The sequence below is a fragment of the Arthrobacter agilis genome, from assembly GCF_030816075.1.
Lineage (GTDB): Bacteria > Actinomycetota > Actinomycetes > Actinomycetales > Micrococcaceae > Arthrobacter_D > Arthrobacter_D agilis_E.
In genome coordinates this window covers 2,634,396-2,647,778 of record NZ_JAUSXO010000001.1, presented here as the reverse complement: position 1 = coordinate 2,647,778, position 13,383 = coordinate 2,634,396, and the positions used below count along the sequence as shown (strand labels likewise).

At 70.8% G+C, this 13,383-nt stretch carries 12 protein-coding genes; 6 read left to right on the top strand and 6 right to left on the bottom strand.

The features are described 5' to 3' along the window. Positions 1-29: 29 nt before the first annotated feature. From QFZ50_RS12320 to QFZ50_RS12310, 3 genes are all read right to left on the bottom strand, one after another. The gene (locus tag QFZ50_RS12320) at positions 30-632 is read right to left on the bottom strand and encodes a CE1759 family FMN reductase (RefSeq protein WP_307084541.1); all 603 of its coding nucleotides are present in this window, start codon (positions 630-632) and stop codon (positions 30-32) included. A 46-nt stretch (positions 633-678) separates the two neighbouring features. Next, a complete protein-coding gene (locus QFZ50_RS12315; protein WP_307084538.1) occupies positions 679-1,116 on the bottom strand; it encodes a hypothetical protein in 438 nt (145 codons plus the stop codon). A 760-nt stretch (positions 1,117-1,876) separates the two neighbouring features. Continuing rightward, complete coding sequence (locus QFZ50_RS12310) at positions 1,877-2,317, bottom strand: Lrp/AsnC family transcriptional regulator (protein WP_307086801.1); 441 nt, start codon at positions 2,315-2,317, stop codon at positions 1,877-1,879. Between the two features lie 245 nt (positions 2,318-2,562). Here QFZ50_RS12310 and pdhA point away from each other — a divergent pair, with 245 nt between their 5' ends. Genes pdhA through QFZ50_RS12295 form a run of 3 tightly spaced genes read left to right on the top strand, consistent with a single transcriptional unit; the run spans position 2,563 to position 6,394 of the window. Further along, positions 2,563-3,720: a pyruvate dehydrogenase (acetyl-transferring) E1 component subunit alpha gene (gene pdhA, locus QFZ50_RS12305; RefSeq protein WP_307086800.1), complete on the top strand. Its 1,158-nt coding sequence runs from the start codon at positions 2,563-2,565 to the stop codon at positions 3,718-3,720. Continuing rightward, the gene (locus QFZ50_RS12300; protein ID WP_307084536.1) at positions 3,717-4,796 is read left to right on the top strand and encodes an alpha-ketoacid dehydrogenase subunit beta; all 1,080 of its coding nucleotides are present in this window, start codon (positions 3,717-3,719) and stop codon (positions 4,794-4,796) included. The genes pdhA and QFZ50_RS12300 overlap by 4 nt, the downstream gene beginning before the upstream one ends. Then, a complete protein-coding gene (locus QFZ50_RS12295) occupies positions 4,793-6,394 on the top strand; it encodes a dihydrolipoamide acetyltransferase family protein (RefSeq protein WP_307084534.1) in 1,602 nt (533 codons plus the stop codon). Before QFZ50_RS12300 ends, QFZ50_RS12295 begins: the two co-directional genes overlap by 4 nt. A 27-nt stretch (positions 6,395-6,421) precedes the next feature. Here the strand turns inward: QFZ50_RS12295 and QFZ50_RS12290 are convergent, their stop codons facing one another. Further along, on the bottom strand, positions 6,422-6,697 hold the full coding sequence (locus QFZ50_RS12290; RefSeq protein WP_307084532.1) for a hypothetical protein: 276 nt from the start codon (positions 6,695-6,697) through the stop codon (positions 6,422-6,424). Positions 6,698-6,908: 211 nt separating this feature from the next. Next, positions 6,909-7,265, bottom strand: a complete 357-nt coding sequence (locus QFZ50_RS12285) for a YciI family protein (RefSeq protein ID WP_307084530.1) — start codon at positions 7,263-7,265, stop codon at positions 6,909-6,911. A 499-nt stretch (positions 7,266-7,764) separates the two neighbouring features. Between QFZ50_RS12285 and QFZ50_RS12280 the strand changes: the two genes are divergently transcribed. From QFZ50_RS12280 to uvrA, 3 genes are all read left to right on the top strand, one after another. After that, entirely contained in the window at positions 7,765-7,887 is a 123-nt protein-coding gene (locus QFZ50_RS12280) for a hypothetical protein (protein ID WP_307084528.1), read from the top strand. Between the two features lie 414 nt (positions 7,888-8,301). Continuing rightward, a complete protein-coding gene (locus QFZ50_RS12275) occupies positions 8,302-9,075 on the top strand; it encodes a CHRD domain-containing protein (RefSeq protein WP_307084526.1) in 774 nt (257 codons plus the stop codon). 292 nt (positions 9,076-9,367) lie between these two features. Further along, positions 9,368-11,890, top strand: coding sequence for an excinuclease ABC subunit UvrA (gene uvrA, locus QFZ50_RS12270; RefSeq protein ID WP_307084524.1), 2,523 nt, complete (start codon positions 9,368-9,370; stop codon positions 11,888-11,890). 411 nt (positions 11,891-12,301) lie between these two features. Here uvrA and QFZ50_RS12265 read toward each other — a convergent pair whose 3' ends face one another. Continuing rightward, on the bottom strand, positions 12,302-13,282 hold the full coding sequence (locus QFZ50_RS12265) for an aminotransferase-like domain-containing protein (RefSeq protein WP_307086798.1): 981 nt from the start codon (positions 13,280-13,282) through the stop codon (positions 12,302-12,304). Positions 13,283-13,383: the final 101 nt, after the last annotated feature.

Here is a 13,383-nt window from a genome sequence, read left to right as displayed (position 1 = left end):
CCCCGGTGCCGCGGGAACCGGTCCGGTCGTCACACTGCGAGATCGAGGGCCGCGCTGCTCCCCAGGGCGCGCGCGAGTTCACCGGCGGACCGGCGTGCACGCTCGTGGAGAGCGTGCGAATCTGCCTCGCCGGCCCAGTCGGGGGCCGTGGCGAACACCGACGTGGGTACGACGGCGGCCCGCAGGTAGGCGAACAGCGGCCGCAGCGCGTGATCCAGCATCAGCGCGTGGCGGAGGCTCCCGCCCGTCGCGCCGATGATCGTCGGGGTGCCCACGATCGAGGCCGGATCGAGCAGGTCGATGAACGCCTTGAACATGCCGCTGTAGGAGCCGGCGAAGACGGGCGTGACGACCACGAGGGCGTCGGCGGCGCCGACGGTCGTGAGCGCTTCCCGGAGGCGGTCGCTGACCGGGCCGGTGAAGGCCGCAGCGATGTCGCCGAACAGCTCACGGAGCTCGATCACCTCGGGTTCCACCTGCGTTCCGGTGGAGGCGAGCGCCGTCACCGCCTGGTCGGTGAGCAGGTCGGCCAGCAGCCTGCTGGACGAGGGCGTTCCCACCCCCGCCGCGAGGACCACGAGCCTGACCCTCTCCGGCGCCGGTCGGACGGTCCCAATTTCATACGTATGCATGTAGTGCTCAACGCGGCGCTGTCCGGCATTCCCTCGGAGGGCCGGGTCAGGGCGTCGGCAGGATGAACAGACCCTCGACGACCTGCTCGAAGTAGGCAGGATCGGCGGCAACCGCCGACGGGCAGGTGATGATGGTGCTCACCACGCCGCCGCTTGCCGGCATCGCCCGGGTGGCCACGAAGCGCACCCCCTCCTGCCCGTCGAGCGTCAGTCCGGGGAGGGTGGTCGTGGCGAGTTCCAGGGTGGGGGCGCCCGGGACATCGATGCCGAGCGGCACCGTGCCGGCGATGCCGTCCGTCCCCACGCCCTCGAGTTCCGCGAAGTAGTCCAGCAGGACGGTCATGTAGCTGAGTGTGGCCGTGGCATCGCTCGTGAGGTCCTCGTCGCCCTCGAGCGACTCCATGAACGCCTGCTCGAGTGTCATGTCGCACCCGTTCGCGTTGCTGAGGAACGAGATGCCCTCCGCGGGCAGTTCGTCGAGCACCCACGGGTCCGGGGGCAGGCTCCAGGACGGAGGCGTGGTGAAGGACGCCGAGACGTCGAGCGGCTGCCAGGCCGGGACGTCGATGGCGGCCCCGGCGGTCGGGTCGTCGACGCCGGAGTCGTCGGTGGACCGGGGGGCGGCGATCGCCGTCGGGCCCCCGGCTCGAATCCGTTGCCGGCTCCGGCGGTCAAGCCGATGACGACCAGCGTCACCACGATGCTGATCACGCCGACGAACAGCACGCCCCCTCCGATCAGCACCCAGCCCCAGACGGGCAGACCACCGCGCCGGGAGGCTGTCCTCCCGGGCGGCGGTCGGGTCCGCTGTAGGGGTCGGGCCCGTCGTAGGGGCCGGGCGCCCTGGATTCCGCCGTGCCGTAACGGTCGTGCGGCCGTGCGGTGCCCGACAGGTACGGGCTGGATCCGTCCGCATGGCCTGGCTGCCCTGCCGGCTGCCCGGAGGGGCGGTGCCGTGCCGGGGCGGCGGGCGCGGGTGCCTGGAACACGGGAACTGGGCTCTGTCGGGTCGGCTGGTAGGCGAACGGCCCCGGCGGGATCGGCGGGATCCCTCGGTATCCGTGTCCGTGTCCGGCGCGCCGTCCGTCGTCGTCCTCCAGGCCGCGCGAAGAATCGGTGTCCGTCATTGTTCCCCCAGTGAAGATGTCAGTTGTGCCGGCGCAGCGAGCCTGCCCCGTCATTATGCAGGCGCACCGGGGGGAACGCGATGGGTAGGACTGCCATGGGGTCCGACGGTCGGCGGCTCAGCGCGTGTCGAGGTCCTCGAAGACGAGGAAGGTCTGGGTGTCGAGCACACCCGGCATGGACTGGAGCTGATCGAAGATCACGCGGCGCAGCCCCACGTTGTCCTCCGCCCGCACCAGCAGGATCACGTCGAAATCGCCGCCGACGAGCGCGATGTGGTGGACCTCCGGGACGTTCCGGAGCTTCTCCCGGAGTTCCCGCCAGGAGTGCTGCCGCACTTTCAGGGTCACGTAGGCGGATGACCGGAGGCCCGCCTTCGCCGGGTCGATGATCGCCGTGAAGCGAGTGACGACGCCGCCCTCGGTCAGCCGCGCAATGCGCGAGTACGCGTGGGCGCGGGAGATATGCACCCGCTCGGCCACGGAGGTGACGGACTGTCGGCCGTCCCTCGTCAGTTCAGCGAGGATCTTCCGATCGACGTCGTCGAGGGTTCCGTCCATCACGTGTCCACGCTCCTTCGCGTAATCCAGCTCACACTGCCAATTCGTCCAAAGAATACCGTCAATCGATCGCAATCATCCAGAGTCCTGCAAGTTCATGGATACAAAAGGAGCCCGCTGACCATACTGGATCTACACAGCATCCAGCGCCGGAGCTACCGTTCCCTGCTGGAAGAGGCGCCGCCTGTGCGGCCCGTGATGGAGGCGGAATGAGTACGGCAACGAACGAAGGACGCGGAACCCTGATGGGCGGAGCGCCCGGCGGAACACCGTCGACGGCGGCGCACGCCCTGCTCCCCTCGGTGGATCCCGTGCAGCTCGTGGATCCCGACGGGCACGCGAGCCACGACGAGCGCTACCCCCTTCCGGACGGCCGACGGTTGCTGGACGCCTACGGTCGCCTGGTCGCGGGACGCCGGATCAACGACCAGGCCAATGCACTCGTCCGTCAGGGGCGGCTGGCGGTCTACCCGTCGTCGCACGGCCAGGAGGCGTGCCAGGTCGCGGCCGCCGTCGTCCTCGGGGAGGAGGACTGGCTGTTCCCCACCTACCGCGATACCGTCGCCGTCATCACGCGCGGCGTCGATCCGCTCGAGGTGCTCACGTTGCTGCGCGGCGACTGGCATGCGGGCTACGACCCCTACGAGCACCGCGTCGCGACGCAGGCGACGCCGCTCGCCACGCAGCTGCTGCACGCCGTCGGCGTCGCCCACGCCGCGAAACTGCGGGGCGAATCCACAGTCGTCCTGGCCATGTGCGGTGACGGTGCGACGAGCGAGGGGGACTTCCACGAGGCCCTGAACTTCGCCGCCGTCTTCCACGTCCCCGTGGTCTTCTTCATCCAGAACAACGAGTTCGCGATCTCCGTGCCGTTGAAGAACCAGACCGTGGCTCCCTCCCTGGCCCACAAGGCCATCGGGTACGGCATGCCCGGGGAGCGCGTGGACGGCAATGATCTCGCTGCGCTCCTCGCCGTGCTGGGCGCCGCCGTGGACAGGGCGCGCGACGGCGGCGGCCCCTCGCTGGTCGAGGCGCACACCTACCGCATGCAGGCACACACCAATGCGGACGACGCCACCCGGTACCGTTCCGCCGACGACGTCGAGCGCTGGGTACCGAAGGATCCCATCGTGAGGATGCGCGCCTACCTGCGCGGGCTGGACCTGCTGACGGACGAGGGCGAGCGGATCCTCGCCGACGAAGCGGACGTCGTCGCCGCCGCGATCCGCGCGGGGCTCAACACGGAGGTCGATGTGAACCCGCAGGAGCTCTTCGAGTACGTGTACACGGAGAAGACGTCGCAGCTGCGCGAGCAGGCCGCACTGCTGCGCGAGGAACTGGAGCGCGACGCGGACGCGGCAGCGGCCGGGACCGGCGGCTCGATGGAAGGGGACCAGCGATGACGCAGACCACGGAGGCTCCCGCGCCGGGCATCGGCGGCCGGGCGGGTGCCGGAGCAGTGCCGGCGCCCCGGGCCACGACGTTCGCCAAGGCACTCAATGCCGCCCTCGCAGATGCCATGGAGGCCGACGCCGCCGTGCTGATGTTCGGCGAGGACGTCGGCCCGCTGGGCGGCGTCTTCCGCATCACCGACGGCCTCACGGCACGCTTCGGCGAGGAGCGCTGCTTCGACACGCCCCTCGCAGAGGCCGGCATCATGGGCATGGCCGTGGGCATGGCGATGAACGGCATGAAGCCGGTGGTCGAGATGCAGTTCGACGCCTTCGCCTACCCGGCCTTCGAGCAGGTGGTCAGCCACGTCGCGAAGATGCCGAACCGCACCAAGGGCAAGGTGCGCCTGCCGATCGTCATCCGCATCCCCTACGCCGGAGGGATCGGCGGGGTCGAGCACCACTGTGACTCGTCCGAGGCCTACTACGCCCACACGCCGGGTCTCACGGTGCTCGCCCCGGCCACGGTCCGCGACGCCTACTTCATGCTGCGCGAGGCCATCGCGTCCCCCGACCCCGTCGTGTTCCTCGAACCGAAGAAGCTGTACTGGTCCAAGGAGGAGGTGGACCTCGCCGAGCTCCGACGCACCTTCGACGACGGAGAGGCACCGCGCAGGATCGGACGCGCCGTCGTCGCACGTCCCGGCACCGACGCGACCCTCATCAGCTACGGGCCCTCCGTCCCGACGGCGCTCGCGGCAGCTGCGGCGGCGGCCGAGGAGGGGCGCTCGATCGAGGTCATCGATCTCCGCTCCATCGTCCCGTTCGACGACGAGACGGTCTGTGCGAGTGTCCGACGGACCGGTCGTGCCGTCGTCGTCGCCGAAGCCCCCGGCTTCGCGTCGGTCGCGTCCGAGATCGTGGCTCGCGTCCAGGAGCGTTGCTTCCACTCGCTCGCCGCACCGGTGCTCCGCGTGACCGGTTTCGACATCCCGTACCCGTCGCCCAAGCTGGAGCACTTCTACCTGCCGAGCGTCGACCGCATCCTCGACGCCGTCGACGACCTCCAGTGGGAGGACCGGCCATGAGCGCGCCGACCATCGGTTCCGGACTCGTCGTCTTCGCCCTGCCCGACTTGGGTGAGGGCCTGACCGAGGCCGAACTCGTCTCCTGGCTCGTCGCCGAGGGTGACGCCGTCGCCGTCGACCAGCCGATCGCCGAGGTGGAGACCGCGAAGTCCGTGGTCGAGGTGCCGTCGCCGTTCGCCGGTACCGTCGCCGTCCTGCACGGCCGCCCGGGAGAGGTGCTCGATGTCGGGGCGCCGTTCCTGTCCGTGCGACCGGAAGGAACCGTTGCGGCCACGCTTGAAGGCGGCGCTGCAACCGGCCCTGTCTCCCGATCTGCTTCCGGGCCGGCCGGCCGGCCGAGCGCCGGGGCCCCAGCTGCGCCGGCCGCCGGGAACGCACCTGCCGTCGCGGACGCGGCGTCGGCGATGCGCGAGGACTCCGGCGTGCCGGTCGCGGCCACGCATCCGGACGGCGAGCCGACGGCGAATGAGGGTTCGGGCAATGTCCTGATCGGGTACGGCACGCCCGGTGGCCTCACGGGCGGACGGCGGCGTCCCCGCCGGACGTCCTCACGCTCCGGCGGAACGCCTCCCGCAGGCGCCGTCGGAGCGCCCGCCACTGCGGCAGCTTCCGGTCCCTCCAGCTCCGCTCCGGCCGGCGTGGACCGCACGGCGGTCGCCGCCCCCCTGTGCGTCTCACCGCTCGTGCGGAAACTGGCGCGCGACCACGGCCTGCGCCTCGAGGGTCTTCGCGGTTCGGGGGAGAAGGGGCTCATCCTGCGCCGCGACGTCGAGCAGGCCATCGCGGCACTGTCGCACGTCGGTGACGCCGCCCGACCCGTCGTGGAGCGCGCCGCCGCGTCTCGCGCCGACGGGGTGGAGACGGTTGCAGCGGCTGACTCCAGGTCGGGGCTGACGGTCCTCGAACGCATCCCCGTCCGGGGCGTCCGCCGGACGATTGCCGAGGCGATGTCCCGCAGCCGGCGCGAGATCCCCGAGGCGACCGTATGGGTGGACGTGGACGTGACGGCCCTCGTCGAGCTGCGCGAAGGGATGAAGCGGAAGACCCCCGACGCCGTGCCCGGGATCCTGTCCTTCGTGGCCCGTTTCGTCGTCGCCGGCCTGGCCCGGTACCCGGAACTGAACAGCAGGGTGGCGACGCTCGACGACGGCAGCCTGGAGATCGTCCGTGTCGAGGGTGTCAATCTCGGCATCGCCGCGCAGACGGACCGGGGTCTGGTCGTTCCTGGCGTCCGCCGTGCGGACACCATGTCCGCACGGGAGCTCGACGCGGAGATCCGCCGTCTGGCAGCCCTCGCCCGGAGCGGCAAGGCGACGCCCGCCGACCTGTCGTCCGGCACGTTCACCCTCAACAACTACGGGGTGTTCGGCGTGGACGGCAGTGCTGCGATCATCAACTACCCGGAGTCGGCGATCCTCGGCATGGGCCGGATCATCGACCGGCCGTGGGTGGTCGATGGGCAGCTCGCCGTGCGGAAGGTGACCGAACTGACGCTCGCGTTCGACCACCGCGTCTGCGACGGCGGTACCGCCGGAGGATTCCTGCGGTTCGTCGCGGACGCGATGGAGAACCCCGGAGCGATGCTCGCGGACCTCTGACCGGCGGAACGAATCGGAGAAGGCGGCTCAGGCGCCGTCGGGATCGCCCAGCAACCCCCGCTGGGCGAGGTCCGCTTCCGCCGACGATCCCTCCGGCAGGGGATCCGTGGCAGGCGGCACGTCGTCGGGCACATAGTCCTTGAGGCCGATCGCCACCTCCTCGCGCTCGGCGGCGAGGGCGAGGGCATCGTCGTCGACGTGGTCGTCGGACTTCCCGTGCGTCTGGCGCGAGGGGCGGGGCAGGGCGTCGTTGTCGGGGTTGAGATCGTCCAGCGTGGGGAACTCTTCGTTGATGTCAGCCATGCTTCCACCCTAGGAACGCGCGGCACAGGGGTCGAGCCGCAGTTCACGGAGCCACGAGCCTTTCACCGGGCGGTCCCGCGGCCTATGATCCATGCCGGTCCCGGTCCCGGTCCCGGTCCCGGTCCCGGTCCCGGTCCCGGTCCCGGTCCCGGTCCCGGTCCCGGTCCCGGTCCCGGTCCCGGTCCCGGTCCCGATGCGGATGCGGGCGTGCCTACGCTCCGTCGCGCGGTGGCGGTGCGTCGAGGCACAGCCGCACCTCCACCGGCGCACCGAAAGCGATCGAGCTGATCTCCCGGGCTATATCCAGTGCGCGCTGTTCGGTGTCGACGTCGACGATCCAGAAACCCTGGACCGAATCCGCCGTCCTGGCGTGGGAGCCCCGCCGCACGCTGTCGGTGACGACCCAGCCGTTCCCGGGCGCATCCAGTCCCTGCTCGACGACGAGCTCACCGGCACTGCGGAGCCGGACATCGATGTCCTTCATCTGCTGGATCATCCGGGCCATCGCATCGGCGGCAGGTGACGGCTGTTCCTCATCGGCGCCGAAGGTCTGGAGAAGATACTTCATAGTCCCGGGATCATAATCTGCGGCGGGGCGCTCTTCCAGGGGCGCGCTTTCAGGGGCGCGACCCGGAGGCCCGGACCAGGGCCAGGGCTTCGCTACCCCGCGTCCCACTCCGCGCCTCTTCGCTATGTCCGGTACCGAATCCGTGCCGCCGCGCCCTCACCCGCGGTGTCGTTTCCCCTGGGCCCGGACGAGGACCCGTCGTCGGTGGGGCGTCCGCTCCTCCTCACAGGGTGCCCCGGTCCCCGTCGCGCGAATGTCGGGGTCTGCGAGGGGACCGTTCGCCCTTCGCCCCGGCCGCTACCGATGCGCCCTTGTCGATGGGCGCGCCACACTGCACCAAGAGTGCACGCGCGTGCCCGGCTGTGATCGCCGACCGGCGCACGTGGTGAAGGTCATCGGCGCCGGGTGAGCATAGTGTGCCCATACTGGGAGTGTCGGAGCAGGCGCATCCCGGTGATGCGGCCGGTCCGGCAGAGCGGACACACCCGACGGTGGGGCCGTGGGCATCCCCTTGGCGGTCAAGCAGCCGGCCGCCGGAGGGGTGTCGCCCGTCCTGCCCGTGGCGCAGCCCGTGCGCGCCGTCCAGCACCTGCCCACCCGTGCCCGGGCAATCTTGAGGTGAGGTTCCGGGTGGACCTGGACCGCGGTGGTGCATAGTGGGAGCACCCGGGAGGATGTCCCCGAACCCGTTCGCGGACTCCGCCGGATACACCGAAGAGCCTCGTGCACGGACGTGGGAGTCATTCCGTCCGTCAAGCAGCCGGCGCGCGGGAGGACTTCGGCGGTTCCTCCTCCTTCGCGTGTATCGCTCCGGACGATGCCCAGGAATTGTAAAGACCGCCCAGCGGAACGGCAAGCACTGTCACCTGCCGCGACCGTGGGTGGAGGATGGGGAACGAGGAAGCTGCGCCGCGGTGAGGTCCCGATCAGGATCTGCTTGCTGGGAAGTGCACGTACGCGACGAAGCGCTCGAGCGAAACCCCCGCGGGTTCGGCTCCGGATCCGTACTCATCGCACAGTGAAGGATGTACATCCCATGAACAAGATGCGTCTGCTTGCAGTACCAGCCCTCGCCGTCGGCGCCGTCGCCCTGGCAGGGTCTCCGGCCATGGCCGCCGATGGCACCTACTCGTCGACCCTCGGCCAGCTCAACGGCACGACGGGAAGCGGCACCGTCACCCTCGACGTCGTGGGTGACCAGGCCACGATCAACCTCCAGGTGTCCGGCCTCGCCCAGACGTTCCAGGGCGCTCCGTACCCGCACGTCCAGCACATCCACGGCGGAGCGGCCGGTGTCTGCCCCACTCCGGCCAACGACGCCAACGGTGACGGCATCATCAGCGTCACCGAGAGCGCCCCCAGCTACGGTGGCATCCTCGCGACGGTCACCACCTCCGGACCGACCAGCCCGGCGGAAGCCCTGAACCTCCAGCTGGGCGGGCAGGGCGGGAACTACGCCATCCAGCGCACCTTCACAGTGGACGCCGCCACCCTGGCGGAACTCGACGCGGGCAGGGCCGTCTTCAACGTCCACGGACTCGATCCCGCCACCACGCCGTCGACGCCGGAGGCGTTCAACGCCCCGAGCGATCTCGACCCGTCGCTGCCTCTCGGGGCGACCTCGCCGGCGCTGTGCGGCACCCTCGTGAAGACCCAGATGGGCGCGATGCCGTCCGGCGGGGCCGATACGGGCGCCACTGTGGAGTCCTCCTCCAGCCAGCTCGGGATGATCGCCCTCGGTGGGGGCCTCGTGTTGGCGGCAGCGGCAGGTGGCACCTACGCGGTGCGTCGGAGCCACGCAAGGGCGTAAGGGCACAGCTCCGGGTCCTGCGGAGCCCCACAGGCAGAACGGAACCGGCTGGAGAACGGGTGCCGGCGGGGAAACGGGTCCGAGCAGGGCGGCCGAACGGACGGACAGCAGGGAGGACCGAACCCTGTAGGTCGAACGGAATCCTGCCGGTAGAACGGAGGCCGGCGACGACCGCATCCACTCACGGGTGGACGCGGTCGTCGCCGGCACCCCATGGGGCAGGTGGGCCGATCCGCCCCTCGTGTCATCCCCGCCCGTGGGCGACCGTAGGGTGGGGTTGGTGATCGAATCGATGAAAGCCGCCCCTTGGGAGACGAGCACCCGTGACGGCTTCGTCCGGGTCCGTGGAGCCAGTGAGAACAACCTGCGTGGAGTCGACGTCGACTGCCCCCGGGACGCCGTCGTCGCCTTCACGGGTGTGTCGGGTTCGGGGAAGTCGTCGCTGGCGTTCGGAACGATCTACGCGGAGGCCCAGCGCCGCTACCTCGAATCGGTGGCACCCTATGCGCGCAGGCTCATCCAGCAGGGAAACACACCCCACGTCCAGGCCATCACAGGGCTGCCGCCCGCGGTCGCCCTGCAGCAGCGCCGCGGCACCCCGAGCGTGCGCTCCACCGTCGGGACGCTGACCACCCTCTCCAATTCACTCCGCATGCTGTACTCCCGCGCCGGGACGTATCCCGCCGATGCCGCGGGCAGGCTGGAGTCCGACGCCTTCTCGCCCAACACGGCCGCGGGCGCATGCCCGCGCTGTCACGGGCTCGGCGTGGCGCGCGACGTCACCGAGGCGACACTCGTCCCGGACCCGTCCCTCACGATCCGTGAGGGCGCCATCGCCGCCTGGCCCGGTGCCTGGCAGGGCAAGAACCTCCGCGACGTCGTCAGCGAACTCGGCCACGACATCGACGTCCCCTGGCGTGAGCTCCCGGAGGAGACACGATCCTGGCTCCTGTTCACCGAGGAACAACCCGTCGTCCAGGTCACCCCGCAGCGCGACCGTGTGGCGAAGCCCTACAAGGGGCGGTTCTGGAGTGCGAAGAGCTACGTCATGCACACCCTGCACGACTCCCAGAGCCAGCAGATGCGCGACCGCGTGCTGCCGTTCATGGACTCGGGCCCCTGCGGTCTCTGCGGGGGCAGCGGACTGCGTCCCGAGGCGCTCGCCGTGACGTTCGGAGGCCTCACCATCGCCGAGACGAACGCGCTGCCGCTGGAGGACCTGGCCGCCCACCTCGAACCTGCGGCGACCCTCGAACATCCGACCGCGGCACACCGGTCGTCCAGTTCGGGTGAGGGCACGGAGGTGTCGGTCACCATCAGCAGGGACCTCGTGCAGCGGCTCGCCGTCCTGGTGGACCTCGGCCTCGGCTACCTCAGCCTCAGCCGGGCGACGCCCACCCTCTCGCCGGGCGAGATGCAGCGCCTGCGGATCGCCACACAGCTGCGGTCCGGGCTCTTCGGCGTGGTCTACGTACTCGACGAACCCTCCGCGGGCCTCCATCCGGCCGACGTCGAGCCGCTCCTCGCCGTCCTCGAAGCCCTCAAGGACGCCGGGAACACCGTCTTCGTGGTGGAGCACAACATGGACGTCGTGCGGCGGTCGGACTGGATCGTCGACGTCGGCCCTGCAGCGGGGGAGGGCGGCGGCACCATCGTGTACAGCGGGCCCGCCGACGGGCTCGCCGACGTGCCCGCGTCCGTGACGGCCCCCTTCCTCGCCCGAACAGCCCCGGCCACGACGGAAGAGGGCGAACCGCGGGAGCCCGCAGGCTGGCTGCGGCTCGAGGGTATCCACCGCCACAACCTGCGGGGGCTCGACGCCGACTTCCCCGTCGGGGTCCTGACCGCCGTGACCGGTGTCTCCGGTTCGGGCAAGTCCACGCTGGTGGGCAAGGTGCTCGCCGAAGCGGTCGGCGCCCATGTCCGGGATGAGACGCCGAGTGACGTCGAGGCGGACGACGACCCCCCCGGGGCGGCCACCGTCGTCGGACGCGTCCGGGGGCTCGAGGACATCGACCGCCTGGTCAGCGTGGACCAGAGGCCGATCGGACGGACGCCACGCTCCAACCTCGCCACCTACACAGGGCTCTTCGATGCGGTACGGAAGGCCTTCGCGGCGACTCCCGAGGCGAAGGCGAAGGGGTTCGGTGCCGGTCGGTTCTCCTTCAACGTGCAGGGCGGCCGTTGCGAGACCTGCCAGGGCGAGGGCTTCGTGTCGGTGGAGCTCCTGTTCCTCCCCGGGAGCTACGGGCCCTGCCCGGTATGCCATGGCGCCCGCTACAACGAGGAGACGCTGACGGTCACGCTCAGGGGGCGCACCATCGCCGATGTCCTCGGGATGACGGTCGACGACGCCGCGCTGTTCTTCGCGGATCTCCCGGGGGTGGCCCGTTCGCTCGCCACGCTCCGCGAGGTGGGGCTCGGGTACCTGCGGCTCGGCCAGCCGGCCACCGAGCTGTCGGGAGGTGAGGCGCAGCGGATCAAACTCGCCACCGAGCTGCAGCGCGCACGACGCGGGCACACGCTGTACCTGTTGGACGAACCGACGACCGGCCTGCATCCCGCGGATGTCGTCCTGCTCCTCGCGCAGCTGCGGAAGCTCGTGGAGGCTGGCAACACGGTGATCGTCGTGGAGCACACCATGGCTGTCGTAGCAGCGGCCGACTGGGTGATCGATCTCGGTCCCGGCGGCGGTTCGGCGGGCGGGAGCATCGTCGCGACGGGCACGCCGCAGGACGTGGCGGCGCTCCGGTCGGGTACGAGCGTCACGGCCCGCTACCTCGCGGCCCATCTGGAGGGCCGTCCGGTGGCGTGACACGACGTCGTGCCGCTGCGCCGTCCCTCCTGTGCCGCTGCGTCGAGCGTGCGCCGGAACGAGGGGCCTCCGGTGATGTGACACGACGTGCTGGTGCTGCACCTCGACGCGCGCCGGAACGAAGGCCGTCCGGTGGTGTGAGGGGTCTCGCCCCTGTTCCGCGGCACCAGGAGCGACCGCCTGAAGGCCGCCGACGCAAAGGTGCGCACCGCCGCCAGAGCTGCAGCAGCTACACGAGTGCCGTGGCAGCAGGCCACGCCGTGGCCAGAGCTGCAGCAGCTACACGAGTGCCGTGGCAGCAGGCCACGCCGTGGCCAGAGCTGCAGCAGCTACACGAGTGCCGTGGCCGGAGCCGCAGCAGCTACACGAGTGCCGTGGCAGCAGGCCATACCGTGGCCGGAGCCGCAGCAGCTACACGAGTGCCGGCGCGAAGTCGGTGCGCCCCGGTACCCTGTCGTCGAGCGACCGCCATGCGGCTTCGAGGATCCCGACCGCGAGGCGCGTGTCCTCGAGCGGGTAGCTGAACGGCACCCGGAGGAAGCGTTCGAAGACGCCGTCCATGCCGAAGCGCGGGCCGGCGCCGAGCAGCAGCCCCCGGTCGCGGGCGGCGAGGGCCAGTTGGGAGCTGACCGGCGCGCCGAGGTTCACCCAGGTGGAGAGGCCGCCGGCGACGTGCGGGACCTTCCAGTCCGGCAGCGCCTCGTGGAGGAGGTCCTCGAGCTGGCCACGACCCTCGGCCAGCTGCTTCGCACGGAAGCGCAGCAGCTCGTCGTAGCTACCGAGGAGTTCGAGGGCGATGAGCTGTTCGAGGATCGGCGTCCCGAGGTCCTGCGCGTACCGTGACTGGACGAGCCGGCGGATCAGGGCCTCGTCCGCTCGGATCCAGCCAATCCGCAGCCCGCCCCACACGGTCTTGCCCATCGATCCGATCAGGACCGCCGGTCCGTAGGCTGCCAGGGGCGGTAGGGCGTTCCCGTCGATCCTCAGTTCGGCCATCGTCTCGTCCGCGACGACAACGGTGTCCTGCCGCTCCGCCGCGGCCATCAGCCGTTCACGCTGGTCGACGGGCATGACGGCGCCGGTCGGGTTGTGGAAGTCCGGCATGACGTAGGCCATCGCCGGGCGACCCCGCCGGAAGGCCTGCTCGAGGCCGTCATCGTCCCAGCCGAGCGCGGTATCGACCGGGACGGGCACGAGGCGTCGCCCGGCCGAACGGAGCGCCTCGTAGGCGTGCGGGTAGCTCGGTGCCTCGACGAGCGCCGTGCCCCCCGGGGCGAGGAGCATGCGGGCGAGCAGCGAGATGGCGTGCTGGGCGCCGAGCGTCACCATGATCTGACCGGGCGATGTCGGGACGCCGCGCGCCGCATACCTGTCGGCAAGGGCCTGTCGCAGCCGGGGGAGTCCGAGCGGGATCGTAACCGTTGCCGTTCAGATAGGCGGGGAGCTCGCGGGCAGCCTTCGAAGCCGCCTCGCCCACCTGCGGTGCTGCGGGG